The organism is Ruegeria sp. BG6 (genome assembly GCF_056538465.1).
The window spans coordinates 123,759-150,489 of the sequence record NZ_JBQFTB010000003.1; the positions used below are offsets into that span (position 1 = coordinate 123,759).

Here is a 26,731-nt window from a genome sequence, read left to right on the forward strand (position 1 = left end):
ATCAGACACCGATATCCAATGCCAGCGCATGAATGCGCGGAACCACATCGCCCAGCGCCTTGTGCACGGCACGGTGACGGGCAACGCGGGACTGGCCTTCAAACGCGGCTGCGCGGATGCGGACGTTGAAGTGGCTCTCGCCCCCGTCCTGATATCCGGCATGGCCCCGGTGGCTTTCGCTGTCATCGACCACTTCAAGTTCGCGCGGGTCAAACGCGGCCTGCAGGCGGGATCGGATTTCTTCGGTCACGCTCATTTTTATGCTCATCGGCAAAATTTTTGCCGCCCCCCTCTTCTACTTTCGGCTGCTTAGACTAAACTGCTGCCTCCGAGTCGAAAAGATGTGTTCGTAAGGATCAGAGCATGACGAAATCAGACCCATTCGGATTCGATATGTCCGTTTCCAGCGCCAAGAAAAAGAACCCGCGCGGGCGTCGGGGCATGTCGGGTGCGTCTGAGACCTCGATGCGAATCTGCGATCACGAGGGTTGTGAAGAGGCGGGCAAGTTTCGGGCGCCAAAAGCGCCGGACGTTCTGGATGACTTCTTCTGGTTCTGCCAGCAGCACGTGCGCGAGTATAATCAGAAGTGGAATTTCTTCGACGGCACCACCGAGGCCGAACTGAATGCGCAGCGGTCCAAGGACAAGGTGTGGGAGCGTGAGACCAAACCCATGGGTGACCCCGAGGCGCGCGCCTGGGCCCGGCTGGGCATCGAGGATCCCCACCAGGTGCTGGGCGCCAACGGTACACAGAACAAGGGCCGTACATCAGGCGGCGGCGGGCGTCGCCTGCCCCCGACCGAGCGCCGTGCGATCGAGATTCTGGAAGCCAATGACAGCTGGTCAAAGGCCGAGGTGCGCAAGGCGTACAAGAAACTGATCAAGGTGCTGCACCCGGATATGAACGGCGGCGACCGCAGTCAGGAGGAGCAGCTGCAGGAGGTTGTCTGGGCCTGGGATCAGATCAAGGACAGCCGGAACTTCAAATAGACCGGCATCCGGTTGGCCCTGCCGCAAACAATGACGACAGGACCAGAACGGATCTGGCGCGTCAAACAATCATTCCGGAACGTAGCGCGGATAGGTCGATTTGCTTTGCGCGGCAAAGTCCAGATCAATCTCGACCGTGGCAAAGGGATTGTCAGGGTCGGTGGTGGCCAGCACGTTTCCTTCGGGGTCGATCACCCAAGCCAGACCGCCTGCGTCGGGGGCTTCTCCGACAGGGGCCCACAGGTTGGACGACAGGCAATAAGCACCGGAACACACGGCCGAGGCCTGACCGCCGGCCAGCCATTTTTCGACAGAGCCGTGCGGCGTCGCACGCGGGATGCATAACAGGTCGGCACGCGACGCCGCATAGTGGCGGGCCCATTCAAAGAACCACATCTCGGTACAGATCTGAACGCCGACGCGCATCCCCAGAACACGGGCCAGATCAAAGCTTTTGGGTCCGCGATCATACCAGCTGTGCTCATGATAACCCGGTTCATCCGGCAAATAGTATTTCTCATGCACCGGCGCTGCGTTGTCGGTTTCAGCGGTCCAGACATAGGCCTGATTGCGGCGGCTGCCGGCGGCGTTGACAATCGGGCGGGTTCCCATCGCGCCGCGAACGCCCAGTTTCGAAAGCTGCGAAATCCTGTCGTCATGCGCCGCAACGGAGGCAGCCCAGCGCCCGGCATCCGGCGTTGCGTCATGCGCTAGCCAGTCGAAAAAACACATCTCGGGCAGCAGCAAAAAATCTGTTCCGGCAGCTTGGACATGATCGGCCAGACCCGACAGGTACTGGTCCAGTTGTGATGAGCGCGGGTCGAGTTGGCAAACGGTGACTTTCACGGCTGCGGTCCTTGGACATGGTTGATATTGCGGATCAGCATGACTGCACCGGAATTGGCGTAACAGCCAGGGAATGGTATCGTTTCGATAGATCTTTAACGATTTGACAGCCATTTTGACGAAAGCGAACACAAGGCATGGACAATATCGATCGGGAACTGCTGCGGCTTCTGAGTGGGGATGCCCGTCGTTCGGCCGCCGAACTGGCGCGTGAACTGGGCGTGTCGCGGGCCACGATCCAGAACAGGGTCGACAAGCTGAAGGCGAACGGCACGATCGCGCGGTTTACGGTGGAACTTGGGGGCTTGGTTGAAAATGCGCTGGTCGATGCACTTGTGCTTTTGAAGCTGGCACCGGGGGACAGCAGACGGATCATCGACCAACTCAGGAGAATTCCCGAAGTTCAGTCGCTTGGCTCCGTGAACGGTGTGTTCGATCTGGTTCTGGAATTGCGCACCTCCTCGCATCAGCGTCTGGACACGGTCCTGATGGATATCCGCCGCATGCCGATGGTGGCCGAAACCAACAGCTGCATCCGCCTTAATCCTTTCAAATGAAGCAAGTGCCCGCAGCGAAATACCTGCCCGATGTCGCAGGTGGACAAGCCTAAAGGTCCGATTCGATCGTCTGATCACCGCATGGGAAACGATCACCTGTACGACAATCTTCTGCGCCTTTCGCGCGACGCCTATCGCGGCAATCGTGAATTGACGGCCTTTGCGGCGTTTCCGGATGACATCGAACGGCAGCCGATCACGCCATTACACCGCCCCTGCGGTGACGTTCTGCGCAACGAAACCGGTTTGTCATCCCAACACTATGGCGATCTGCAGGATGCCATCATTGCCGCCGGTCCGGCGGCTGTCTGGCGTGAAACCTACAAGGGCACCAATATCGGGGACCGGTTCCTGCAAAATTTCGGATGCTATTCCATCATCGGCAAAGGCGGGCCGTTCACCTCGCGGCAGTTGTGGCTGTGGGTCGTCCATATGCCAGCCAGACTGTATTATCCATGGCACCATCATCCGGGGGAAGAGGCATATTTGGTCGTGTCCGGGTCGGCTGTTTTCAAGCGGCAGGGATGCCCCGACGAAACCCTGCGCGAAGGCGGTACTGTACTGCACCAAAGCAACCAGCCACACGCGATGGAGACATTGGACGCGCCGGTCCTGTGCCTTGTCGCGTGGCGAAACGGGTTTGACACACCGCCTGTTCTGACGCCTCGAAGTGATAGCCGTGTGGCTTGATCACGCGCAGGGTTCCGGCCAGAGGCTTCGGTTTTCTGGCGCATCGGGCTTGGGCAAACCGGGTGTGGGGCAACTCCTCGCTTGAAAGCGCTTCGGGACTGAGGCAGTAGGTCGTGACCCGCCGCGTTTGAAAGGCTGAGATGCTATTCAGTTCCGTTCCGTTTGTGTTTGTTTTTCTGCCTCTGAGCCTTCTTGGGTTCTACGCAGCCGCAAGACTGCGCAATGCGGATGTGAAACTCTTGTGGATCGCGGCTTGTTCGCTGTTTTTCTATGCCTATTGGCGGCTGGATTACCTGCCAATTCTCTTGGGATCGGTCTGCGTCAACTTTCTTGTGGCCCGGGCCATTCGGCACAAGATGGCGGCGCAGGGGCAGGACGGCGCGGCGTGGGGGCTGCTTGTCGCGGGCATACTGTTCAACCTTGGTCTGCTTGGATTCTTCAAATACCTTGGATTTGCCGTCGGTATCCTGAATGACGTCACGGGGTCCTTCATCCAGCCGCTGAGCATCGCGTTGCCGCTGGCGATCTCCTTTTTCACTTTTCAGCAAATCGCATTTCTGGTGGACAGCTACAAGCGGATCGCGCGGCCGACGCGGTTTCTGAACTATCTGGTGTTTGTCACCTTCTTCCCGCAGCTCATCGCGGGACCCATCGTGCATCACCATGAGATGATGCCGCAGTTCAAATCGCCTTCGATCGGGATTTTGCGATGGAAAAACCTGTATGTCGGGATAGTGATCTTTGGCATCGGGCTGTTCAAGAAACTGGTCGTCGCAGATCAACTGGCGGTCTATGCGGATCAGGGTTTTGCCGATTACGCCAACCTGACCGTTCTGGACGCCTGGGTTGCGACATTGTCCTACACCTTCCAGCTGTATTTCGACTTCAGCGGTTATACAGATATGGCCATCGGTGCAGCGCGGATGTTCGGCATCCGCCTGCCGCAGAACTTTAACTCGCCCTACAAATCCCTGTCGGTTCAGGATTTCTGGCGCAGGTGGCACATGACGCTGTCGCGTTTTCTGCGCGACTATGTCTATATCCCGCTGGGCGGCGGCCGCCGGTCGTCCGCGCGGGTGTCGGCAAACCTGTTCACAACCTTTCTGCTTGGCGGTATCTGGCACGGCGCAGGCTGGACCTTTGTGATCTGGGGTGCCATTCACGGCGCTGTTCTGGTGGCCGAGCGCTATCTGGCCCGACTGAAGGTCCGCCTGCCGAATCCGGCCCGCTGGGCAATTACCTTTTTGATCGTGCATTGCGCCTGGGTCTATTTCCGGGCCGACAGCGTGGCGCAGGCCAACAGCATTCTTCGAACAATGTTTGGCCAGGGTGCATCGAACTCCGGCAGCAGCCATGTGGTGATCATCGACAGCGACACTGCGGCGGTTGCTATTCTTGCCGCGTTCTTCGTGGCGCTGGCCCTGCCCAACACGAACCAGTTTGTGCGCAACCTCAACCCGCAATGGAAAACCGTTTTCGCCGGGATGGCCTTTGGCACCGCCTGCACGGCGATGCTGGCCACACGCAGCGACGTTTTCCTTTATTTCAACTTCTGAGGAACAGGCCGGATGATGTACCGCAATCGTTTCCTTCTGGTCAGCGCCATCGCGGCGGTTGTGTTCCTGTTTCTGCCCGTCACCACCCTGCTGGCGCGCCTGCAGGTGCAGGACGGGCCGATTGTGCCGGAAGACCCGCGCGCATTATGGTCCGTGAACAATGCCGAAGGCATGCTGGCTCTGGGATTGTGGTCCTGCTGCAGCGTCTCACTGGACACCGATCAGGTGGTGATCGGGCAGTCGGGCTATCTGTTTCTGGGCAACGGTCACAATCGTGTGATCGACAGAACGTCGGGCCGGAAGATGCCCGATGCCAGGGCTGTTGAGGGCTGGGCGGATCATATGTGGCAGCTCTCGGACTGGCTGCAGGCGCGGGGTTCGGATTTCCTGCTTGTGATCGCGCCGAACAAGCATACGATCTATCCGGAATTTCTGCCGCCCGAAGTGGCACCAGCGGACATTACCGGCACGGACATGTTTATTGAGGCCGCGCGTGAACAAAATCTGCCGCTGCTGGATTTGCGCACCCCGATGACGGGACTGAAGGCCAGCGCTCAGGCCTACCTGAAAACCGATACGCATTGGACAAACCTGGGGGCCGCGCGAGGGTATGAAGCGACTTTGGAGGCCCTTGGGCCCGACTATGATCCGATTGCCTACACGGCAGAGGAACTGGAACATACATCGGGTGATCTGGCCAATCTGCTGAAAGTTCGGGATTTGCTGGGCCACCGCCATGAAACGGAATATGCAATCGGATTTGAGAATTTGGTGGTCTGCGCAGGTGCAACTCCGTTCATCGGAAGCGTACCTGACATCTGTACGGCAGAAGCCGGCGACGGAGGGGGTTTTGAGACGACATTTGCGCCTGCCGCCATAAATCCCGGCACCGCGTTGCTAATCTGCGATTCATTCTGCGAGGCGAACATCGCGCTTTATCGCAGCACGTTCCGGATTGTTCACAAGGTACAATGGCAGGATCTTTTAGATCGGAACATGGCGGAACAGATCGATCGCCTGCAGCCCGATGTGGTCATTTTCCAACTTGTCGAACGAAACCTGTTCGAGCCTCGCCTGCACCTGCAATAGGTTGAAAGGCCCGCCGGATAGGGGCCACCGGATTGTGATACCCACGATTTATGGTCAGTTTCAAAGAAACATCCGGCCAGCTAAAGGAACGGGCGGCTTTCCCTTGCCCTTGTCCGCTATATGTTGCACCACACACGGGTTCAAACCCGGAGAGCGGGGCAAAGGATAAGGACAAGGCGCATGGCTGACGGATCGATCGATATCAACGCAAAACCAACCGAAGACATCTCGGTCCGTGACGTATTTGGAATTGACAGCAATATGGCGGTCAAGGGGTTCGCCGAGCGCAGCGACCGCGTTCCGGTGATCGACCCGACCTACAAGTTCGACCCCGAAACCACGCTGGCGATCCTGGCGGGCTTTGCCCATAATCGCCGTGTGATGATTCAGGGCTATCACGGCACCGGCAAGTCGACCCATATCGAACAGGTCGCCGCCCGCCTGAACTGGCCCGCCGTGCGCGTGAACCTCGATAGCCATATCAGCCGGATCGACCTGATCGGCAAAGACGCGATCAAGCTGCGCGACGGCAAGCAGGTCACCGAGTTCCACGAGGGCATCCTGCCCTGGGCGCTGCGCAACCCCGTTGCCATCGTGTTCGACGAATACGATGCGGGCCGCGCGGACGTGATGTTCGTGATCCAGCGTGTACTGGAGCATGACGGCAAACTGACCCTGCTGGACCAGAACGAGATCATCACTCCGAACCCGAACTTCCGCCTGTTTGCCACAGCAAACACGGTTGGTCTGGGTGACACCACCGGCCTTTATCACGGCACGCAGCAGATCAACCAGGCGCAGATGGACCGCTGGTCGCTGGTTTCGACCCTGAACTACCTGAGCCATGATGCCGAGACCATGATTGTGCTGTCGAAGGCACCGCACTACAACACCGCCGAGGGCCGCAAGACCGTCAGCCAGATGGTGACCGTTGCTGACCTAACCCGGACGGCCTTCATGAATGGCGATCTGTCCACGGTGATGAGCCCGCGGACCGTGATCAACTGGGCCCAGAACGCTGAGATTTTCCGCAATGTGGGTTACGCTTTCCGCCTGTCGTTCCTGAACAAGTGCGATGAGTTGGAGCGCCAGACCGTGGCCGAGTTCTATCAGCGCTGTTTCGACGAGGAACTGCCCGAGAGCGCGGCGAGTGCGAGCCTGGGGTAAGCACCTGAACTGCGCCCGTTTCGGGCGCAATGCCTCCGGCGGGGATATTTTTGGCCAGATGAAGGCGGATCCGTTATTGTTTTCCAGGCCGGGCTGGTCACTTTGATGAGGGCTTAAGGACATGGCACAGAAGAACGACAACCCCGCCGATCCTTTTAAGAAGGCCTTGGCCGAGGCCACCAAGGTGATGGCCGACGATCCCGAGCTTTCGGTCAGCTATACGGTCGACCCGTCGGGCCTGTCCGGCGAATCGATGCGATTGCCGCAGGTCTCTCGTCGCATGACACGGGAAGAGGTGTTGCTGGCGCGCGGCACGGCGGATGCTCTGGCGCTGCAGCGGCGGTATCATGACGATGCGACCCATGCGCGTTATGCGCCTCCGGGCGATATGGCGCGGGATCTTTATGAGGCGATGGAAGTTGCCCGTTGTGAAGCGATGGGCGCACGGGACATGCCCGGGACTGCCAGCAATATCGATGTCAAGATCAGCCACGAGGCGATCCGGCGCGGGTATGACCAATGCAAGCAGCCCGCCGATGCGCCCTTGTCGGTAGCGGCGGGCTATCTGATCCGGCACCTTGCGACGGGGCGTGATCTGCCGCCAGCGGCTGAGAACATCATGAACCTGTGGCGCGGATTCATCGAGGAACAAGCTGGCGGCGTGCTGGAGAACCTTGACGAGGTGCTCTCGGACCAGGCCGAATTCGCCAAGTTCGCCCGCCAGATGATCAAGGATCTGGGCTATGGCGACCAACTGGGCGACGACCCGGATGAGCTGGACGACGAACAGGAAGATCAGGCCGAGGACGACGCCGAGGAACAGCCCGACCCCGACAGCACCGGGCAGGACGATCAGGACGAGCAGGACGCCGACGCCACCCCCGAACAGACGCAGGAAGAGCAGCAGGATCAGTCTCAGGCGCAGGTCTCGATGGACGAGATGGCCGAGGATGAGATGGGCGAAGAGGCCGAGATGCCCGATGGCGAGGCCCCGCTGGAGCCGCCTGCGCCGCCGCCCGCGTCTGAAGCGGATCCCGACTACAAGGTTTACCTGAGCACCCATGACGAGGAGATCGCCGCCGAGGATCTCGCGGAACCGGCCGAGTTGGAGCGGCTGCGGGCCTATCTGGATCAGCAGCTGGAGCCTTTGAAAGGGGCGGTTTCGCGCCTGGCCAACAAGCTGCAGCGCCGGTTGCAGGCGCAGCAGAACCGGTCCTGGGAGTTTGACCGCGAGGAAGGCATTCTGGACGCGGGCCGTCTGGCGCGGGTGGTGGCGAATCCCACGACGCCGCTGAGCTTCAAGGTCGAAAAAGACACCGAGTTCCGCGACACCGTGGTGACGCTGCTTTTGGACAACTCGGGCTCGATGCGCGGGCGTCCGATCTCAATCGCCGCCATCTGTGCCGATGTTCTGGCGCGGACGCTGGAGCGCTGCAATGTGAAGGTCGAGATTCTGGGCTTTACCACGCGGGCATGGAAAGGCGGTCAGGCGCGTGAGGCCTGGCTGAACGATGGACGCCCGCAGCAGCCGGGGCGCCTGAACGATCTTCGCCATATCATCTACAAGGGTGCGGATGCCCCGTGGCGTCGCGCGCGGCCCAATCTGGGTCTGATGATGAAAGAAGGCCTATTGAAGGAAAACATCGACGGCGAAGCCCTGGAATGGGCACATCGCCGGATGCTAGCGCGGCGCGAACAGCGCAAAATCCTGATGGTGATCTCAGACGGTGCGCCGGTTGATGATTCAACTCTGAGCGTTAACCCTGCAAATTATTTGGAAAAACACCTGCGTGACGTGATTGCGATGGTGGAAAAACGCAAGATGGTCGAGTTGCTGGCCATCGGTATCGGCCATGACGTGACCCGGTACTATGACCGGGCCGTAACTATCACGGATGTCGAGCAGTTGGCAGGTGCCATGACCGAGCAGTTGGCGGCGCTGTTTGACAGCGATCCGCGCGCACGGGCGCGTGTTATGGGGATGAAGCGGGCCAGCTGAAATGAACCCAAATGGGCCGGAACCAACGCCGCACGGTGCTTAACGCCGCGCGGCGTTTTTCGTGTGCGGTCTTTTCTTTCTGTTTACGGGCTTTGCGTTCCTTAGCGGTGGGGCAGCGGTATTTCCCGACCGGGTTTTGCAACAGGTCTAAATCAAATTGCGGCATCATGGTCCGATCCTCTAAAGTTAATGCACACAGTCTGGTTGATCCACGAACCCTACGCTTGAAGATCGGCTTTGGATTATCCTTAGAAAGTCCTGAATTTCTGCCGAGCCTTGCGGGATGCATGAAGCTCGGGTGATATTCGGGCATGCGTTATGTGTTTACTGACTGCGTTTTGGATGCCGATGCGCATGTATTGATGCGCAATGAAGCGCCCGTGGCGGTGGAGCCTCAGGTATTTGACCTGTTGCATCTGCTGATCCAAAGGGCTGGTCAACTTGTCAGCCGGGATGAGATTGTCGAAGTGGTCTGGAACGGTAGGATCGTGTCAGACTCGGCGATAAGCGCGCGGATTGCGGCCGCGCGGAAAGCGGTTGGGGACGACGGGAAATCTCAGGCTGTCATTCAGACCATTGCCCGGCGCGGATTGAAATGGGTGGCGGACGTCACGCCCGATGACTTACCGGTTCAAACTGATCCAATATCTGATCAGCGCATCCGCTATACACAGACCCCGGAAGGCCAATCATTGGCATATGCGGTGACAGGATCGGGCTCGCCGGTGGTTCGGGGCGGATACACCACCACCGACCTTGAAGCGGAATGGAATACACGCTCGGAACGAACGTTGTTTGAGGCGGTCGGGGAACACCATTCCCTTTTGCGCTTTGACCCCATCGGGTTTGGTCGGTCGGACCGCGCGCTGGACGTGTTTTCCTTTGACAAACTGGCCGAGAATCTGATGACAGCAGCTGACGCGGCGGGATTTGACCAGTTTTCTCTTTATTCCGAATCCGGCGGCGTTTTGGCGGCAGTTCGTGTCGCCGCAAAGCACCCGGACCGCGTGCGCCGGCTGGCCATAGCAGGCGGATATGCCGAAGGGCGCGGCCGCCGCGCCCCGGAAATGGTCTCGGATGCGTTGCGGTCGCTGGCCGCGGAAGGATGGAGTTCTCCGGAAATCAGTTTCGTGTCCGCCATGATGCTCAGTTATTTCCCCGAAGGTCCGCTGGACACCGTGCATGACATGGCGCGCAACATGATCAATGCGAGTTCCGAAAGTACCGTTCTGAAGGTCCGGGATGCCATTCACACTGAATCTGTTCTGCCACTTTTGCCGCATGTGCAATGCCCCACGCTGATCATCCATGCGCGGCACGACAATGTGCATCCTTTGTCCGAGGCCCAGAAACTGGCTGCCGGAATCCCCAATTCGGAACTGTTGGTTCTGGACACTGCCAACCATATTCCTCTGCCCGGCAATGCGGTGTGGGACGAGTTCCTGACGGCGTTGCTGAGTTTTCTGTCAGACTAAGCGCGCGGTTTTCCCGGCTGGACATTTCCGGCTGCACCGCCCACTTTTCGCGCAAACAGCCAGCGACAAACGAGACCCCCATGTTCCAGACATTCGAAGTGACCGCCCGCCCGGAACAGGGGCCGCCCAGGCTGGCGGCCTTGCGCAGTGAGATGGCTCAGGAAGGGCTGGGCGGATTTCTGGTTCCCCGCGCAGATGCGCATCAGGGGGAATATGTAGCGCCGCGCGATGAGCGTCTGGCCTGGTTGACCGGGTTCACCGGATCGGCCGGGTTCTGTGCCGCGCTGAAAGACGTGGCGGGTGTATTCATCGACGGGCGCTATCGCACGCAGGTCAAGGCGCAGGTCGCGGATGTGTATTCTCCGGTTCCCTGGCCCGATATCGGGTTGGCCGCCTGGCTGAAAGAACAGCTGCCACAGGGCGGCAAGGTCGGGTTTGACCCCTGGCTGCATGCCGTGGGTCAGATCACGAGCACGCAGAAGGATCTGCAGGGCAGCGGTATCGAAATGGTCCGCTGTCCGAACCTGGTGGACCGGATCTGGGCGGACCAGCCTGCGCCACCGATGAACCCGGTCAGCAAGCACCCGATTGAATTCGCGGGTGAATCCGCTGAAAGCAAGATCAGCCGCCTAGCCGAAGCGCTGCAAAAGGCGGGACATGCGGCTGCGGTGGTCACGCTGCCGGACTCGATCATGTGGCTGCTGAACATCCGGGGATCGGATATCGGGTACAACCCGGTGGCGCACGGGTTTGCGATTCTGCATGCCGACGGTGGAGTGGATCTGTTCATGGCCGCCAAAAAGCTGTCCGATGTTGCCGATCATTTGGGGCCTCGGGTGCGCCAGCACGAACCGGATGCGTTTTTGCAGGCCATAAGCGGGCTGGCTGGTTCGGTGCAGGTCGATCCGGCGACACTGCCGCAGATTGTTGCGGACGCTCTGGGCGACAGGATGGCCGAGGGGGGCGACCCCTGCGCCCTGCCCAAAGCGTGCAAGAACACTGCGGAAATCGCGGGCAGCGCCGAGGCCCATCTGCGCGATGCGGTCGCGGTGATCGAAACGCTGTGCTGGTTGGACGCGCAGCCCCCAGGCAGCCTGACCGAAACGCAGGTCGTCACCCGGCTGGAGGAAAACCGACGGCAGGACGCGGCACTGCGGGATATCTCGTTCGACACCATTGCGGGCACCGGGCCAAACGGCGCAATCATGCATTACCGGGTGACGACCGAGACAGACAGCCTGCTAAAGGATGGCCATATTCTGGTTCTGGACAGCGGAGGGCAATATCTGGACGGCACCACAGACATCACCCGAACCGTTGCGATCGGCACCACCGGTGACGAGGAAAGCGCCTGCTTCACGCGCGTGTTGAAAGGCATGATTGCCATGTCCATGCTACGCTGGCCCGTCGGGCTGTCCGGGCGCGACATCGAATGTGTGGCGCGCGCGCCGCTGTGGTCCGCGGGGCAGGATTTCAACCACGGCGTGGGCCACGGCGTCGGTGCCTATCTGAGCGTGCACGAAGGCCCGCAGCGCCTGTCCAAGGTCAGCCATGTTGCGCTGGAACCCGGTATGATCCTGTCAAATGAGCCGGGGTACTACCGGGAAGGTGCCTTTGGTATCCGGATCGAGAATCTGGTGGTTGTGGAAGAAGCCCCCTCGCTGCCCGGTGGTGATACCGAACGGGCGATGCTGAACTGGCGTACGCTGACCTTTGTGCCTATCGACCGGCGGTTGATCGTCGCCGACATCTTGTCCCCGCAGGAACGGGCATGGCTGAACGAGTATCACCGCGAAGTTGCGGAAAAAATCAGGCCAAGGCTGGGCCATGACGCGCAACTGTGGTTGGATGCCGCAACCGCGCCGGTGTGACATCCGGCTGTTACATAGACTGGGCAGAGGAAAGGCCCCGACGCGACAAAAGAAGGAGCAGACATGACCGACCACATAACAATCCGCAAGGCGCCTGGAAAATGGAGCGTTCGGTCAGGTGGCGCGATTCTGGGCGAAACCACGGGCGCGCTGGAGTTGCTTGAGGGGAATCTGGATCCGGTGATCTATTTCCCACGCTCCGATATCGCGATGGTCTTTCTGGACCAGACGGATAAAGTCACCCACTGCCCGCACAAAGGCGACGCCACGCATTTCTCGATCGTCAACAAATCCTCGACAACCGAAAACGCCGCGTGGAGCTATGAAGACCCGATCCCGGCGGTGGTCGAAATCAAGGGCTATCTGGCGTTCTATCCGCTGGATTCGGTGAAGGTCGAACAGTTGTAGAACCATCCGGTGTTGAGAAGTCAGTCGAAGCCGACAGTTGCACCAAGTGATGGCAGGCCGGATCACCCCTCGGCGGGTTGCACGGCCCGCTGATAGAGATGCCATGTTGTGTGGCCAAGGATCGGCAGGGTGAAGATCAGTCCCAGAAACGCCGGGACAAGCGACAACAGCATGGTGACCGAGATGATCGCCGCCCAGCCAAGCATGACCACGGGGTTTTCCGTGACGACGCGAATGGACGTGATCATGGCAGAGACGAAATTGGTTTCCCGGTCAAGCAGCATGGGCATGGCGATGACGGTCACCGTGAACAAGGCAGCCGACAGAAATGCGCCGACGCAGGTGCCAACGGCCAGGAAAGTCCAGCCCTGCGGTGTGAAGAACACGGTGTTCAGAAACCCGTCGAAATCCGAGAAAGATGCATTCTGTAGGATGATCGCCAGCCATAGACGGACCTGATAAATCCACACCCAGAAAATGAACAGGGTGACAAAGGCCATCCAGCCCATTTCGCGCTTGCGTTGGTTGGCCATGACGGTGAGGATTTCAGACCAGCCGAAACTCTCGTCGTTCTGCATCCGGCGGGACATCTCATACAGCCCGGCGGCAGCAAATGGCGCGACCAGAGGGAAGCCGACGACCGCTGGAATGATCATCCAGATCTTGCCAAGCCAGACCAGGCTCCAGACAAACAGGATGCCGAATACCGCATAGAAAAGGCCAAAAAAGCCACTCATGAAGGGGCGGGCCAGAAAATCGGAAAAGCCGGCCTTCAGGGACGCGGTGATATCTTCCGCAGTGACCTTGTTGATCCTGGGCATGGCCTGCGGCGGCGTCAGATTGTCCGGTGGCGTGGAACCCGCAGTCTTGGATGTCATGACACTCCTCCCAAAGCAGCTGCACCGTTCTGGTCCGCTTCCAAACAGACCCAACGGAGAAACAGACATCCCTCCTCTGCGATCAAGTTTGCATCAGGTGCGGCACAAGGGCAAGAAGCGAGTATTTTGGCCAATTGTTCGCAGGGAATGCGGAAAATCAGCAATTTCGCGTCAAGGGTCGCCGGTTCCCATGGCCTGCGTTATACGTGAGGGCTATGCAACCGCCCGGAACCCTGCCTTTGTGTTGCCTTGGGGATAGTCCATGTCGGGTTCCGGCAAGCCCAGCCCCCTGCACAAAGGCCCCCAGCCGGACCCAAGCGGCAGGTCGATAAGCCGTTCGGTAGGCACTTCGTTTCGGACCCTGGCGATCGTGTCCTCGTAAACAGACAGAACATGCGCCTTGTCCTGGATGTTTCCGCCGAAAACCCCTTCGGTTATCACGCTGGTTCCCAGACCGCCGACATCCGTGCCCGATAGCAGCGCTGTCTGAATCGTATTGGTGAAACTGTTCCACCAGTCTTCGGCGGGCCGGTGGGTCAGCACCACTTTGGCATCCGGGTAGAAGGCCATCGTTTCGCGCCAGTAGGCGGCTGATGGCCAGTTCACGGCGCTGTTGTATCCTTCAAACAGCGAGGGCCAGTCCGGTGTTGCCCCGTTTGCGAAAGCGATCCAGCGTTCCCGCTGCGTTTCGCTGTCCATGACCTCGTACATGTGGTGCGTCGGTCCGAGCCCAAGGGCTTCAAGCGCCCGCTTGAGGCTTTCCGTTCCTGTCCGTCCAAATCCGGCTCCGATCACTTTCAAAGTCATGTTCATCCTCCGGTCTGTTGCAATGCATCCCGTGACGGGTCTGCTTGCCTAAGGATGTCCGGATGTGTCAGATTGAACAATCAGATCAATCCGTTTCATTGCATTGAATTTTTCAAACACACGTAGACAGGGTTCCGATGTCCACAGCGCCAGAAATACTCTCGCTCGATTTCGCGGCGCTTCGTACGCTGAAGCTGGTGTACACGCACCGCTCATTCGCAAAGGCCGCGGCCGAGCTGGGCATGAACCCGTCTTCGGTCAGTTACACGATCGAACGTGTCAGAAAGGCAGCGCAGGATCCCCTGTTCGTCAAACAAGGCGGGGGGATAGCACCCACGCACCATTGTCATCGGCTCATGGACCGGGTGGAGCACATGTTGGAAGAAGCCGAGCAGTTTCGCGACGATGAGGCATTCGATCCGAAGCAGTCCGAGGGAGAGATCCGGATCAACATCACCAGTTACGAAACGTTGCTTGTTTTGCCGCAAGTTGTTCGACGGCTCCGGCGCGAAGCACCAGCGATCCGGCTGATCCTGAACTATAACTACGGCCTTGCCAGCGACTTGTTGCTGAGTGGCAGCGCCGATATCTACCTCGGGCCGCAGAAAGTGTCGGACAGCGGGATTTACGGCGAAGAATACCTGAACCGCGAGCAGCATGTCTGCATGATGGATCCGTCACACCCGCTGGCAAAGAAAGAGGTCCTGGGGCTGGACGACATCAAGGAGATGAATTTCGTCCATTTCGAACCGCGCCCCGGCTGGCAGCAGGCGCCGGTTCGCTATGCCGCCGAACAGGGCATCAGCCTGCGGCGTTCGATCGTCAGCAGTGATGCGATATCCTTTGGCGAAATCATCGTGGGCACCGACCTGCTGGCCGCGTTGCCGTCACGGATGGCCCACCGGTTCAGGGACAGGCTTGCTCTGCGGCCCTTCGGTTTTGACACGGGCATGGCAGAGCATATGTACTGGACCGCTGCAACCGACCGGTCGAAACTGGCACGTTGGGTCCGGTCTGTGATCAAGGAAGAAGCGAGGAAAGCGCCAACCGGCTGAGCGGCAGCCGTTTCAGAAGACGCAGCGCAACGTACCGGCTTCCGCCTCGCTACGAATGCTCCTCGGCCGCTGTCGCCGCCAGCGCGCGGTTATACGCCTTGAGCGCATCTATTTGATAAAGCGCGCCGACCGGGGTTTCGACACCGTTATCTTCGATCAGAACCACCGGAATGCAGGGGATGTCATCGCGGTCGAAATAGGGCATCGCAGCCTCAAGCGTGGCGCTGGCCTGAATGCAGAAGCCCTGTTCAATCAACTCCTGCGCCTCGTCCCTGGTGATCGAGCGCGGATCTCCGAGCGGGCGCATCACGGCACCAGCGCGCAACATGGCCAGCAGGTAGGCCTGCGGCCCCGCGGCCAGATGCACATTGCGGCGCTCCAGTTGTGTCAGGAAGAAGGACCGGTCCACCAGGCGCGAAGCCAGCGCGGTGGACATCGAAACCGAGACCATCACCGCAAGGCCGATCTGCCAGTCTCCGGTCAGTTCGAACACGATCAGCGTGGTCGAGATCGGCGCGCCAAGCACCGCTGCCGCGACCGCGCCCATTCCGGCAAAAGCATAGAGCGTGTGGGTCCCCGATACGTCCGGCAGCAGGCCGGTGGCGATCAGGCCAAAGGCCAGCCCGGTCAGCGCGCCGATCATCAGCGACGGTGAGAACACACCGCCACCCATGCGGCCGCCCATGGTAATGGCGACCGCAACGGTCTTGAGAACGGCAAACAGGATTGCGGTGGTCAGCAGCAGGTCGCCGGTCAGGGCGCGGATCGTGGTCTCGTACCCGACACCGATGATATGCGGGAACCAGATCGCCATCAGCCCCAGCATCGCCCCAGATACCGCCGGCCGCAGCCAGCGCGGCAGAGACAGGCGGGTCTGGATGTGGTTGCCGATATCCTCGGCAAAGAAGATCGAGCGCATCAGCAGCAGAGAGACGAACCCGCAGATCAGCCCGAGGATCAGGAACGCGGGCAACTCCACATAGAATTGCAGCGATCCGGGGGTCTCCAGGACAAACTCGGTGACGTCACCATAGGCCAGACGGTTGATAACCGTCCCCGCGACCGAGGCAATAACGATAGGGGCGAAGGCATGGACCGCGAAATGGCGCAGAACCACTTCGAGCGCGAAAAGCGCACCCGCAATGGGGGCGTTGAAGCTGGCCGAGACGGCGGCGGCCACGGCACAGCCCAGCAGGTCGCGACCGGTGATGCCGTCCGCGTGGATGCGGTTGCTGACCCATGTTGAAATGACGCCCGCCATGTGAACCACCGGCCCTTCACGACCCGTCGAGCCGCCCGAGCTGAGCGTGATGAGCGAGGCGAGGAAAGACGCGATCCCGGCCTTGATCTCGACCCTCCCATCAGTGACTGCAGAACCTTCCATCACGTCCGCCACGGACCGGACACGCCCGTCATCGGTGAAAATGTGCAGGATGATACCGACAACCAGGCCACCGATGATCGGCGTGATCAGGATCAGGACCCAGGGCAGCTTTTCCACATGGCTGTGCAGCAGAAGAATATCTTCGGTGTTGTAGATATACGCCTGAAGTGCGGCGATGGCCTTGCGGAATCCCAGCGCCATGAAACCCGCCGCGATACCGATGGCCAGGGCAATGAACCAGAACTGAATCTGGCTGGGTCCCCGGCGGAGCATCACCCGCCATGCATCCTTGATCGCGGCCAGTGCCTGATTGAGCTGATTGCGCAGAACGGTGCGGGTCGACTGGGTCATTTGCCCTCGGAGGTCATCGTTCCCTCATTAGTAAGCCACGGTGCGTCCTTATAAAAGTGGGATAGCGACGGTTTGAGAACCGGAAAGCGGCAGATATGTCTCAGGCCTGCAACAAAGCGCGTGCGGCGGCGCGGGCTTCGTCCGTTATGGTGTCGCCTGCGACCATGCGGGCAATCTCATCCACCCGGTCCGGGTCGGCCAGCGGGATGACGGTGGACAGGGTTTGCCCGTCCGCAATCTGTTTCTGCACACGCCAGTGATGCGCGGCCCGCGCGGCCACCTGCGGCGAATGCGTCACGACCAACACCTGCCCCCCCTGCGCCAGTGCGGCCAGGCGGCGGCCAACCGCATCGGCAGTGGCACCGCCGACACCCCGGTCGATTTCATCGAAGATCATCGTGCGGGCGCTGTCATCACCGCTGAGGCAAACCTTGAGCGCCAGCAGGAAGCGGCTGAGTTCACCGCCGGATGCGATCTTGTTCAGCGGTCCCGAGGGCGCCCCGGGATTGGTAGCGACGGTGAAGGCCACTGCATCGGTGCCTTCGGGGCCGGGATCGGCTGGTGTGATTTCAGTCCGAAACACCGCGCGTTCCATTTTCAGCGGTGCAAGTTCAGCCATCACGGCCGCGTCGAGTTGCCCAGCCGCATTCCGACGCGTGCTGCTGAGCTGGGCTGCGGCGGCATCGTAGGCGGCCTGCGCGGCCTCGACAGCGGCACGCCTGTCGGCAAGGTCGGCATCTCCGGCGTCCAGCCGGTTCAGACGCTCACGCAGGGTGTCGGCGAAAGCGCCCAGATCGTCAGGCGCGACGTCGTGTTTGCGGGCCAGCGCGCGAATGGCGAACAGGCGTTCCTCGGTCTGTTCCAGTTCTGTCGGGTCGAAATCCAGCGCCTGAAGGCAGGCGTTGACGCCATCCTGCGCTTCGCCCAGTTCAATCATGGCGCGGCCGAGGGCGGCGATGGGCTCTTCAAGCTGGCCGCCGGCATGGTCCGACACACCTTCAAGCCAGCGCACCGCGTCGGCCAAAGCGCCTTCGGCGCCCTCGCCGCCCAACAGGGCAAAGGCACGGGCCACGTCGTCGCGGATCCGTTCGGCCCCCTGCATCATGCGGCGGCGGGCGTCGAGTTCGGCATCTTCACCCGGCTGAGGATCAAGCTGATCCAGTTCCGACACGGCGTGGCGCAGAAACTCTTCTTCGGCGCGCATTGCGGCCAGCGTGCCTTCGGTCTCGGTCAGCGCCTGGCGGGCGCGGGACATCTGTGACCAGGCCGCTCGGACGGCGCTAAGCTGATTCCCTGCCCCGGCATAGTCGTCCAGCAGAACACGATGCCCGCGCGGGTTCAGCAGGCCGCGGTCATCGTGCTGGCCGTGCAGTTCGATCAATGTCTCGGACAGCGCGCGCAGCACCTCGCCCGAGCAGCGGCGGTCATTGACCCACGCGGTTTTGCGGCCCTCGGCCGTGTTGACGCGGCGCAGGATCAGTTCTTCGCCGCCGGGCAGCCCGGCCTCGGCCAGAACGGCATGGGCGGGATGATCGGCTGGCAGTTCGAACTCGGCCACCACTTCTCCCTGTGCTGCCCCCTGCCGCACCAGTTCGGCGCGACCGCGCCAGCCCAGAACAAAGCCCAGAGAATCCAGCAGGATCGACTTGCCCGCACCGGTTTCACCGGTCAGCGCATTGAGACCCGGCTGGAAAGTCAGTTCCAGCCGGTCGATGATCAGCATGTCGCGAATATCAAGGGCGCGTAGCATCGGGTCCTACTGTCCCAACCCTATGGTCATGGCGATTACAACCACTGCCCTTTGATCGATTGACGGTAAACCTGGCTGAGCCAGTTGTTGCCACGGCTCTTGACTTTGAGGCCGCGCGAAGTCAGCAGGGTATAAGCGCTGTCGTACCATTCCGAGGACTGGTAGTTGTAGCCCAGGATCGCACCGGCCGACTGCGCCTCATCCACCAGTCCCAACGACAGGTAAGCCTCGACCAGACGATACAGCGCTTCGGCGGTGTGCGAGGTGGTCTGAAAATCCTCGACCACGACGCGGAAGCGGTTGATGGCGGCGGCGAAATGATCTTGACGCAGGTAATAGCGTCCGATCTCCATCTCTTTTCCGGCCAGATGGTCGAAGGCGAGATCGAATTTCAGCACCGCAGAGGTGGCGTATTCACTGTCCGGATAGACCTCGATCACCGTGCGCAGCGCCTGCAGCGCCTGAAAGGTCAGGCCCTGATCGCGGCCCACTTCGTCGATCTGGTCATAGTAGCTGAGCGCCAGCAGATACTGGGCATAGGCGGCATCTTCGTCCGTGGGATAGAAATCGATATACCGCTGAGCTGCCGCCCGGCTTTCTTCATAGTTCTCGTCGGTATGGAACGCGAAGGCCTGCATGATCAGCGACCGTTTGGCCCAGTCAGAATAGGGATAGAGCCGTTCGACTTCCGAGAAATACCACGCCGCATCGTCAGAACGGTTCTGCGACAGTTCGTATTCACCGCGCGTGTAAATCTGTTCGGGCGTGAAGCCTTCCAGGTTCTGGTCGCGGTCCGCGCCCCTTCTTCCGAAAAGTCCGCCATTGCCGCACGCTGCTAAAGTTGCTGCCAGAAGAATCGCCCCTGCGAACCTGACTGCCGCTTTGCTGCCCACCATTCCGCTCATCCTTGTCGTCTTGCTTAACGGGTTCTGACCCGGATTGTGCCATGGTCTAGCACAGAAAATTCCGGTGCAAAACGTCTTTAACGCTCTCTGTCGGAAATGTCGCCAGTGTTGATCCGCGGCATCTCGCGGACCGCCCAGATCAGGCGACTTCGGGGATTTCCGCCCAGATCAGGCCCTGACCGGGCAGTCGGGCCGCCTGTTCGGGGGTGCACAGCACGGGGCGCACGGCGCCGGGCGTCTCGAACAGCTTGCGCAGCAGCGTGTTGGTCATCGAATGACCGGACTTGTCGCCAGTGAAGTGGCCCAGAATCGGACCGCCCGCCAGATACAGGTCGCCCAGGGCATCCAGCATCTTGTGGCGTACGGCCTCATCCGCGCGGCGGAATCCGCCTGGTGTCAGAACGTCGGTGCCTTGAACAACAACTGCGTTGTCCAGCGTACCACCCAGCGCCAGGCCGTTTTCGCGCATCGCTTCGACATCAGTGCGGCGGCAGAACGTGCGGCAATCGCTGAGTTCGCGTGCGAACGAGCCGTTGCGCATATCCAGCGTCTTGGTCTGGTTGCCAATCGCGTCATCTTCGAAATCGATGTGGAAATCGATGAACAGCCCATTCGCCGGAGCGATCGAGGCGCTTGCGCCCTCGCGAGAGACGGTGACCGGCTTGAGCACTTCGTAGGCCAGAACAGGGCTGGCCTGACGGCGCACGCCCTTGGCCATGATACCGCGCACGAATTCGATGGACGAGCCGTCCATGATCGGAACTTCGGGACCATCAATCTCGACCAGCGCGTTGTGCACGCCGCAACCGGCAAGGGCCGCCATGATGTGTTCAACGGTTGAAACGGAAACACCGGCCTCATTCACCAGACGGGTGCAGAGCGGGGTCCGGTCCACCATGTCGTAGATGGCCGGGATCAGCGCATTGCCCAATTCGATATCCGTCCGCTTGAACCAGATGCCGTGACCGGCGGCTGCCGGCTTCAGGACCATCGTCGCAGGCTTGCCGCTGTGCAGCCCGGTGCCTGTAAACGTGACCGATGATTTGAGCGTGTGTTGCAAAACTGACCTCAGTGAGTGATGTCCAGCCTGCTTGGGCTGTGTTGGACACTCAGTTAAGGAAGCCGGCGATAAGGCTCAACTCACTCTTTGCAACCGATTGAAACATGGATGTTACAGATCGGCAAAACCCTGCTTACATTACAATAAGCACTTTATTTTAAACGAAAAAGGGCCGCCAAACGGCGACCCCTTGTCATCATTTTGTTACCGCGATCAGTTGGCCTGACGGCGCAGGAAGGCCGGAATTTCGATACGTTCCTGATCCGGATCTGCCTCTTCATGGGCAGGTGCCGTGGCGTCAGCCTGGCGCATGACCGGCTGTTGGCGGGTCGGTTGAGCGGGTGTATCGGCTGCATGACCGGTCATGCGGTCGATCAGCCTGTTGAAGCCGAAACGGGGCCGGTCATGAGCTTCCGCCCGCTGTGCGGGGGCCGCTTCTTCGACGTCCGCGCGGCTTGCCGCCGTGCGCTGTTTTGCCGATGGCACGTTCTGAACCGCCGCCTGCAGTCTCTGCAGGGCCTCGGGGGACGGAGTGCCGGCAGCAGCGGCGCGCGGTGCGACAAAGCTTTCCGGCGCGGGTTCCGCAACCTCGGGCTGCGGTTCAAATTCGGCCACGCGCGGCTGATAGGCGGGCGGCGGCAGGTCATCATCATCCTGTTCCGCCTGCGGCTGGAACTGAGGCTGGGACTGAACCGGCTCGTCAGCCGCTTCGAACAGCGAAGGTTCGGGGTTTACCTCAGCAGGCACCTGCTGTTCTGCGGCAACGGGCAGTGCTTCTTCCTGCGCCTGCTCTTCCGCGGAAACGGTGCGGGTCAGCGGTGCCGACATCGAACGACGCGCAACCGGAATTTCGGCCTGTTTGTCGGTTGCATCGATCCCAGTGGCCACGACGGACACGCGCATGCCGCCTTCCATCGCGGTATCGAGGGTCGAACCGACGATGATGTTGGCTTCGGGGTCCACTTCTTCGCGGATGCGGTTGGCGGCTTCGTCCAGTTCGAACAGGGTCAGGTCGTGCGAACCGGTGATGTTGATCAGCACGCCCTTGGCACCCTTGAGGCTGATTTCATCCAGCAGCGGGTTGGCGATAGCTTTCTCGGCCGCCTGTACCGCGCGATCTTCGCCGGTTGCCTCGCCGGTCCCCATCATCGCTTTGCCCATCTCGTCCATGACGGCGCGAACATCGGCAAAGTCGAGGTTGATCAGGCCCGGACGGACCATCAGGTCGGTCACGCCTTTGACGCCCTGATACAGAACGTCGTCGGCCATCGAGAACGCCTCGGTAAAGGTCGTCTTTTCATTGGCCAGACGGAACAGGTTCTGGTTCGGGATGATGATCAGCGTATCGACAACCTTCTGCAGCGCCTCAACACCGTCTTCGGCCTGACGCATCCGCTTGGCACCTTCGAACTGGAAGGGTTTGGTTACGACGCCGACAGTCAGCACACCCAGCTCGCGCGCGGCTTGCGCGATGATCGGAGCCGCGCCTGTCCCGGTGCCACCCCCCATGCCAGCGGTGATGAAACACATATGCGCGCCAGCCAGATGATCGACGATCTGTTCGATGCTTTCTTCGGCGGCGGCGGCGCCTACGGTCGGACGCGCCCCAGCGCCCAGGCCTTCGGTGACTTTCACACCCAACTGCACCCGCGCCGAGGACTGGCTTTGCTGCAGCGCCTGCGCGTCTGTGTTGGCGACCACGAAATCGACGCCGTCCAGCTGTTTTTCAATCATGTTATTGACGGCATTGCCGCCTGCACCGCCCACGCCAAATACTGTGATCCGAGGCTTCAGTTCGTCGTGCCCGGGCATCGAAAGATTCAATGTCATGCTCTGTCCGCCTGTTCTTATAACCCGCCAAAGCGGTGTTTTTCTTACCTATCCGCCTGTAATTCTACCGGTCATATCCACAAACGTCACGTCAAAAATCGCAGGAATCCACAAAATATGGAGGAAATAAGGCAGCCAGAGGCGGTATTTCGCGCGATCTGCCAGATGTTGCGGAGCGGACGCAAGGCGCCACAAGGCATGCGCAATTCGTGCCGCCAGCCAGAAGATGCGTCACAATCGGGTCCATTCTTGTTTTGCGGGTACCTGCTCGGGTCCTGCCGCCGGGCCTCTGTCGGGCCTTGTGGATATCTTGAGGGATATTCTCGGGCACCGCAAGCCGATTTTTCAACTGACAGGGACACTTGGACAGTTGAGGCTATCCTCGCTTATTCGGCGGACCTCCTGAATTTCACCGCCGACGAAGGTGGCCAGGCGCACCAGCAGCCGGTCGTGGTGCAGAAACGGCCACCAACAGACTGGCACCCCGTCCGTGTCATTGTCATAGAGGAAACAGATCTGCCCGTTTGGCGTGGTGATCTGACCATAGACGCAGCCCAGGCCATTCTCGCGCCAGACCGAGATGTTGCGACTTAGAAACTGCTCTGTTCCGACCAACTGACCGCTGCGGATCTCATAGAACGTGACCGTCTTGCCGATGACCGCATCCAGAAACGCGTCGGGAGAGATGGCGGTCTGAGCGACCGCGCCGGCGGGCAACAGCAACGGGGCGATCAGCCCCCGAAGCAGCCTTCTACCAATTGTCACGGAACCAGCGCACGGCGCGTTTGAAGGGGCGCGCCGCATAGGTGTCGACCGGGATCTCGAAATCCCACCACTCGTCCTGCGGATGGGCGGCGAACAGGCTGAGGCCCACAGCAGACGAAAAGCTCGGCCCTGTGGCCGATTGCGGCAGGCCGTGAACGCGCAAAGGGCGACCAAGGCGAACCCGCTGACCCAGGATACGGGTGGCGAGGCCGTCCAGCCCCATGATCTGGCTGCCGCCGCCGGTCAGAACGATCTGCTGGCTGGGCATGTGTTCGAACCCGGCTGCATCCAGCCGCACACGGACCTCTTCGAGAATTTCCTCGACCCTTGGGCGCATGATTCCGATCAGTTCCGCACGGCTGACGGTGCGACGGTCATGTTCCCAGTCGCCGGTATCGCCACCGATATCGATCAGATCGCGGTCATCGGCCCCTGTGGCATGCACGCCGCCATTGAACGTCTTGATCCGCTCGGCCACTGCCGCTGGCACGCCGAGGCCCATGGAAATGTCCGAGGTCACGTGATCACCACCCATGCGCACGCAATCGGCATAGATCATGTGTTTCTTCATGAAGATCGACACGCTGGTCGTGCCGCCGCCCATGTCGATACAGGCCGCGCCCAGTTCCTGCTCGTCCTCGACCAGCGCCGAGATGCCCGAGACATAGGCTGAATTCGCTATCCCCGCCAATTCCAGGTCGCAACGTTTGATGCACCGCACGATGTTCTGGATCGCCACCGCATCAACGGTCAGCATGTGCATATCGACCGCAAGGCTCTGCCCCATTTGTCCGCGCGGGTCGATCAGGCCGGACCGGTTGTCCAGCGCGAAGTTCACCGGCTGGGCATGCAGAACCTCGCGCCCGGCCCCGTAATCGGGAACGTCGCAGGCGTTCAGCACACGTCCGACCTCGGCTTCGGTCACAAGCTGACCTTCCAGATCGACCTGAGCGTCCAGACCGTAGGAGCGCGGCTTCGCGCCCGAGAAACTGGCGATGACGTGATCAACGCGAATGTCCGCCATCTTCTGTGCCGCCTGCAAGGCAGTGCGGATGGCGCGTTCGGTTTCCTGCATGGCAGTGACTTCGCCGAACTGCACCCCGCGCGAGCGGGTCGTCGCGGCGCCTATGACACGGAACCCGGTCTGCCCGGCCAAAGAGCCGATGCTGTTGTCATCGCTCAGCCGGCCAGTGCCGTCAAATCGCAGCACCAGACAGGCGATCTTGGAACTGCCCACGTCCAGAATGGCGATGACGCCCCTTTGCATGGCTTGCCTGCGCATCTGCCGCATGGCCCGCTGGGACTGATAAAGATCGGTCATCATTGTCGCTACTGCCCGCTACTCGTTGTCACTTTTGTGTTCCACCAGTCTTCGCTGGCGGCTTTGGTCATTCGGATGGTCGGACGCTGACCGATGCGCATGTCGACCACGGCCACATCGCGTTCCAGAAGGTCCTGTACCTCGTTCACCGCCAATACCCGCTCGAGCGCGCGAACCGGGCGGTCGGTTGGCAGCATGATGCGCTGGCCACGATCCAGGACCAGGTCCCAGCGGCGTTCACCGATGCGCACCAGCCCGCGCACGCGGTCACCGAGGCTGCGCGCCGTGGTCAGGATCCGCAGTGCTTCGCCGACATGCTGATCCGCCCCCTGACCCGCGATCAACGGCAGATCCGCATGATCCTTGCGCGAGGCGACCTGATCAACATGGGCACCGGTTTCATCCAACAACTCGATCCCGTCGCGCGTGCGCCAGACGATGACCGGCTGACGCTCGACCACATCGACCTGAAGAATGCCGCCCGGGCGAATGCGCACGGTGGCCGATTTCACCGGGTCTAGTCCGGTTATGGTGTCGCGCATTTGTTCGACATCCAGATCCCAGGAACTGATCGGGAAGTCCAACGGCACGACTTCGCGGATGTCGTCGGACAGGCCCGGCCCCGCACCATCGATGGCCATCAGGTTGACCATGAATTCGGGGCGCTCCTGAACCGAGGTCTTGATGTCGGCGATATAGGCGCTGAGCGCTTCGCGCCGGTCTTCGGACGCGAAATAGAGCCCGACCGCCGCCGCAACAACGCAAACCGGCAGGCCCAGACGAACGCTCAGCCGGATGCCGGGTGTCAGCATCCAGCGCTGGAACCGGTAGCTGAGCCGCGACGGAGCGGGATCGGAGCGGCGGGCATTGCGACCAAAAAACCGGGCGCCGCGCAGTTGCAGTTTCGGCTTGGCCTGAGGGGTCGGCTCGGCAGTGGCGAAATCGGCATCCGGTCCGGCGAGAGGCTTGCTGCAATGGATCACGGGTGCGCGGGTGGCGGTCAACGGTCGCATGACGCGTCCTCCACCATCCAGGCGCAAAACTGGCCGAAACTCATGCCCAGATGCGCGCCCTGTTCTGGCGCGAGCGAGGTCGGCGTCATGCCGGGCTGGGTATTGGTTTCCAGCAGGAACAGACCATCCGCGCCCTGTGCATCGTCCCAGCGGAAGTCGGTGCGGCTGACCCCCTTGCACCCCAGCACCTTATGAGCGCGCACGGCATAGTCCATGCACATGTCGAAAATGTCGGCCGGAATCTTGGCAGGCAGTTCGTGCGACGAGCCACCGGGCTTGTACTTGGCGTCGTAGTCGTACCAGCCTTCGGTCATGATCTCGGTCACGGTCAGGGCACGGTCGCCCATCACGGTCACGGTCAGCTCTCGCCCCGCCACGTACTGTTCGACCATCACCTGATCCGGCATGTCGTCGGGCAGTTTCGGGGGACCGTTGGTGCCTTCGTGCACCAGATAGATACCGACGCTGGAGCCTTCGTTGTTGGGTTTGACCACATAAGGCGCAGGCATGACGTGGTCGGCTTCGACCTCATCCTTTGGGGCGATGATGCTTTCGGCGATGGGCAGGCCTTCGACGCGGAACGCTTCCTTGCTGCGCTGCTTGTCCATGGCCAGAGCCGAGGCCAGAACCCCGGAATGCGTATACGGGATACGCATCCATTCCAGCACCCCCTGCACACAGCCATCCTCGCCCCAGCGGCCATGCAGGGCGTTGAAAACCACATCCGGCTTGATATCCAGAAGACGCGCGTAAAGGTCGGGACCAGCGTCCAGTTCGACCACCTCAAAGCCTTCTTCCCTAAGGGCGGCTGCGCATTCGCGCCCGCTGCTGAGCGAGACCTCGCGTTCCTTCGAGGGGCCGCCCATCAATACCGCCACTTTGGGGTTTGTCCTGCTCGACTTACCCACTTCGTGCGCCTCAATGTCCCCGGACCTTATGTGGTGGTCCGTATCTTGTTTATGCC

General features: G+C 60.7%; 25 protein-coding genes. 11 read left to right on the forward strand and 14 right to left on the reverse strand.

Annotation, left to right across the window (positions count from 1 at the left end; translation table 11 throughout):
• Window position 1: 1 nt before the first annotated feature.
• Window positions 2-256 carry a BolA family protein gene (locus ACR0JW_RS07560; RefSeq protein ID WP_170678569.1) on the reverse strand — a complete coding sequence of 85 codons (255 nt, stop codon included), beginning with the start codon at window positions 254-256 and terminating at the stop codon, window positions 2-4.
• Between the two features lie 107 nt (window positions 257-363).
• On the opposite strand from ACR0JW_RS07560, the gene ACR0JW_RS07565 reads away from it, so the two are divergent.
• A complete protein-coding gene (locus tag ACR0JW_RS07565) occupies window positions 364-990 on the forward strand; it encodes a J domain-containing protein (RefSeq protein WP_170615281.1) in 627 nt (208 codons plus the stop codon).
• 69 nt (window positions 991-1,059) lie between these two features.
• On the opposite strand, the gene ACR0JW_RS07570 is transcribed toward ACR0JW_RS07565, so the two are convergent.
• Complete coding sequence (locus ACR0JW_RS07570; RefSeq protein ID WP_170677892.1) at window positions 1,060-1,836, reverse strand: carbon-nitrogen hydrolase family protein; 777 nt, start codon at window positions 1,834-1,836, stop codon at window positions 1,060-1,062.
• Window positions 1,837-1,973: 137 nt separating this feature from the next.
• Between ACR0JW_RS07570 and ACR0JW_RS07575 the strand changes: the two genes are divergently transcribed.
• The 6 genes from ACR0JW_RS07575 (at window position 1,974) to cobT (ending at window position 8,894) form a co-directional block, all read left to right on the forward strand.
• On the forward strand, window positions 1,974-2,393 hold the full coding sequence (locus ACR0JW_RS07575) for an Lrp/AsnC family transcriptional regulator (RefSeq protein ID WP_170824653.1): 420 nt from the start codon (window positions 1,974-1,976) through the stop codon (window positions 2,391-2,393).
• A gap of 81 nt (window positions 2,394-2,474) precedes the next feature.
• Complete coding sequence (locus ACR0JW_RS07580) at window positions 2,475-3,083, forward strand: dimethylsulfonioproprionate lyase family protein (RefSeq protein ID WP_170677896.1); 609 nt, start codon at window positions 2,475-2,477, stop codon at window positions 3,081-3,083.
• Between the two features lie 140 nt (window positions 3,084-3,223).
• Window positions 3,224-4,639, forward strand: coding sequence for an MBOAT family O-acyltransferase (locus ACR0JW_RS07585; RefSeq protein WP_480713774.1), 1,416 nt, complete (start codon window positions 3,224-3,226; stop codon window positions 4,637-4,639).
• Between the two features lie 12 nt (window positions 4,640-4,651).
• Window positions 4,652-5,728 (forward strand): alginate O-acetyltransferase AlgX-related protein, encoded by a 1,077-nt coding sequence (locus ACR0JW_RS07590; RefSeq protein WP_480713775.1) that lies wholly within the window; start codon window positions 4,652-4,654, stop codon window positions 5,726-5,728.
• A gap of 180 nt (window positions 5,729-5,908) precedes the next feature.
• Window positions 5,909-6,895, forward strand: a complete 987-nt coding sequence (cobS, locus tag ACR0JW_RS07595; RefSeq protein WP_170677902.1) for a cobaltochelatase subunit CobS — start codon at window positions 5,909-5,911, stop codon at window positions 6,893-6,895.
• 121 nt (window positions 6,896-7,016) lie between these two features.
• The gene (gene cobT / locus ACR0JW_RS07600) at window positions 7,017-8,894 is read left to right on the forward strand and encodes a cobaltochelatase subunit CobT (protein ID WP_170677904.1); all 1,878 of its coding nucleotides are present in this window, start codon (window positions 7,017-7,019) and stop codon (window positions 8,892-8,894) included.
• On the opposite strand, the gene ACR0JW_RS07605 is transcribed toward cobT, so the two are convergent.
• Complete coding sequence (locus ACR0JW_RS07605; RefSeq protein ID WP_170677906.1) at window positions 8,869-9,207, reverse strand: hypothetical protein; 339 nt, start codon at window positions 9,205-9,207, stop codon at window positions 8,869-8,871. The two genes, cobT and ACR0JW_RS07605, sit on opposite strands and share 26 nt — an antisense overlap.
• Here ACR0JW_RS07605 and ACR0JW_RS07610 point away from each other — a divergent pair.
• The 3 genes from ACR0JW_RS07610 (at window position 9,206) to ACR0JW_RS07620 (ending at window position 12,648) form a co-directional block, all read left to right on the forward strand.
• Window positions 9,206-10,369: an alpha/beta hydrolase gene (locus tag ACR0JW_RS07610; protein ID WP_170677908.1), complete on the forward strand. Its 1,164-nt coding sequence runs from the start codon at window positions 9,206-9,208 to the stop codon at window positions 10,367-10,369. The two genes, ACR0JW_RS07605 and ACR0JW_RS07610, sit on opposite strands and share 2 nt — an antisense overlap.
• 80 nt (window positions 10,370-10,449) lie before the next feature.
• Complete coding sequence (locus ACR0JW_RS07615; protein WP_480713776.1) at window positions 10,450-12,240, forward strand: aminopeptidase P family protein; 1,791 nt, start codon at window positions 10,450-10,452, stop codon at window positions 12,238-12,240.
• Between the two features lie 63 nt (window positions 12,241-12,303).
• Window positions 12,304-12,648 (forward strand): DUF427 domain-containing protein, encoded by a 345-nt coding sequence (locus ACR0JW_RS07620; protein ID WP_170677912.1) that lies wholly within the window; start codon window positions 12,304-12,306, stop codon window positions 12,646-12,648.
• A gap of 62 nt (window positions 12,649-12,710) precedes the next feature.
• Here the strand turns inward: ACR0JW_RS07620 and ACR0JW_RS07625 are convergent, their stop codons facing one another.
• Window positions 12,711-13,526, reverse strand: coding sequence for a DUF2189 domain-containing protein (locus ACR0JW_RS07625; RefSeq protein ID WP_170677914.1), 816 nt, complete (start codon window positions 13,524-13,526; stop codon window positions 12,711-12,713).
• A 213-nt stretch (window positions 13,527-13,739) separates the two neighbouring features.
• Window positions 13,740-14,333, reverse strand: a complete 594-nt coding sequence (locus ACR0JW_RS07630; protein WP_480713777.1) for a sulfotransferase family protein — start codon at window positions 14,331-14,333, stop codon at window positions 13,740-13,742.
• A gap of 137 nt (window positions 14,334-14,470) precedes the next feature.
• Between ACR0JW_RS07630 and ACR0JW_RS07635 the strand changes: the two genes are divergently transcribed.
• Window positions 14,471-15,388: a LysR family transcriptional regulator gene (locus ACR0JW_RS07635; RefSeq protein WP_480713778.1), complete on the forward strand. Its 918-nt coding sequence runs from the start codon at window positions 14,471-14,473 to the stop codon at window positions 15,386-15,388.
• Window positions 15,389-15,437: 49 nt separating this feature from the next.
• On the opposite strand, the gene ACR0JW_RS07640 is transcribed toward ACR0JW_RS07635, so the two are convergent.
• From ACR0JW_RS07640 to ACR0JW_RS07680, 9 genes are all read right to left on the reverse strand, one after another.
• Window positions 15,438-17,123 carry a chloride channel protein gene (locus ACR0JW_RS07640; RefSeq protein WP_170677918.1) on the reverse strand — a complete coding sequence of 562 codons (1,686 nt, stop codon included), beginning with the start codon at window positions 17,121-17,123 and terminating at the stop codon, window positions 15,438-15,440.
• A 100-nt stretch (window positions 17,124-17,223) separates the two neighbouring features.
• A complete protein-coding gene (gene recN, locus ACR0JW_RS07645) occupies window positions 17,224-18,873 on the reverse strand; it encodes a DNA repair protein RecN (RefSeq protein WP_170677919.1) in 1,650 nt (549 codons plus the stop codon).
• Window positions 18,874-18,908: 35 nt separating this feature from the next.
• Window positions 18,909-19,769 carry an outer membrane protein assembly factor BamD gene (locus ACR0JW_RS07650; RefSeq protein ID WP_170677920.1) on the reverse strand — a complete coding sequence of 287 codons (861 nt, stop codon included), beginning with the start codon at window positions 19,767-19,769 and terminating at the stop codon, window positions 18,909-18,911.
• Window positions 19,770-19,917: 148 nt separating this feature from the next.
• Complete coding sequence (lpxC, locus tag ACR0JW_RS07655) at window positions 19,918-20,838, reverse strand: UDP-3-O-acyl-N-acetylglucosamine deacetylase (RefSeq protein WP_170677921.1); 921 nt, start codon at window positions 20,836-20,838, stop codon at window positions 19,918-19,920.
• A 213-nt stretch (window positions 20,839-21,051) separates the two neighbouring features.
• Window positions 21,052-22,668, reverse strand: a complete 1,617-nt coding sequence (ftsZ, locus tag ACR0JW_RS07660) for a cell division protein FtsZ (protein WP_480713779.1) — start codon at window positions 22,666-22,668, stop codon at window positions 21,052-21,054.
• A 345-nt stretch (window positions 22,669-23,013) separates the two neighbouring features.
• The gene (locus ACR0JW_RS07665; protein ID WP_170824656.1) at window positions 23,014-23,433 is read right to left on the reverse strand and encodes a hypothetical protein; all 420 of its coding nucleotides are present in this window, start codon (window positions 23,431-23,433) and stop codon (window positions 23,014-23,016) included.
• On the reverse strand, window positions 23,420-24,754 hold the full coding sequence (ftsA, locus tag ACR0JW_RS07670) for a cell division protein FtsA (RefSeq protein WP_170677927.1): 1,335 nt from the start codon (window positions 24,752-24,754) through the stop codon (window positions 23,420-23,422). Before ftsA ends, ACR0JW_RS07665 begins: the two co-directional genes overlap by 14 nt.
• 8 nt (window positions 24,755-24,762) lie before the next feature.
• Window positions 24,763-25,767 carry a cell division protein FtsQ/DivIB gene (locus ACR0JW_RS07675; RefSeq protein WP_170677929.1) on the reverse strand — a complete coding sequence of 335 codons (1,005 nt, stop codon included), beginning with the start codon at window positions 25,765-25,767 and terminating at the stop codon, window positions 24,763-24,765.
• Window positions 25,755-26,675, reverse strand: a complete 921-nt coding sequence (locus ACR0JW_RS07680) for a D-alanine--D-alanine ligase (RefSeq protein WP_480713780.1) — start codon at window positions 26,673-26,675, stop codon at window positions 25,755-25,757. Before ACR0JW_RS07680 ends, ACR0JW_RS07675 begins: the two co-directional genes overlap by 13 nt.
• Window positions 26,676-26,731: the final 56 nt, after the last annotated feature.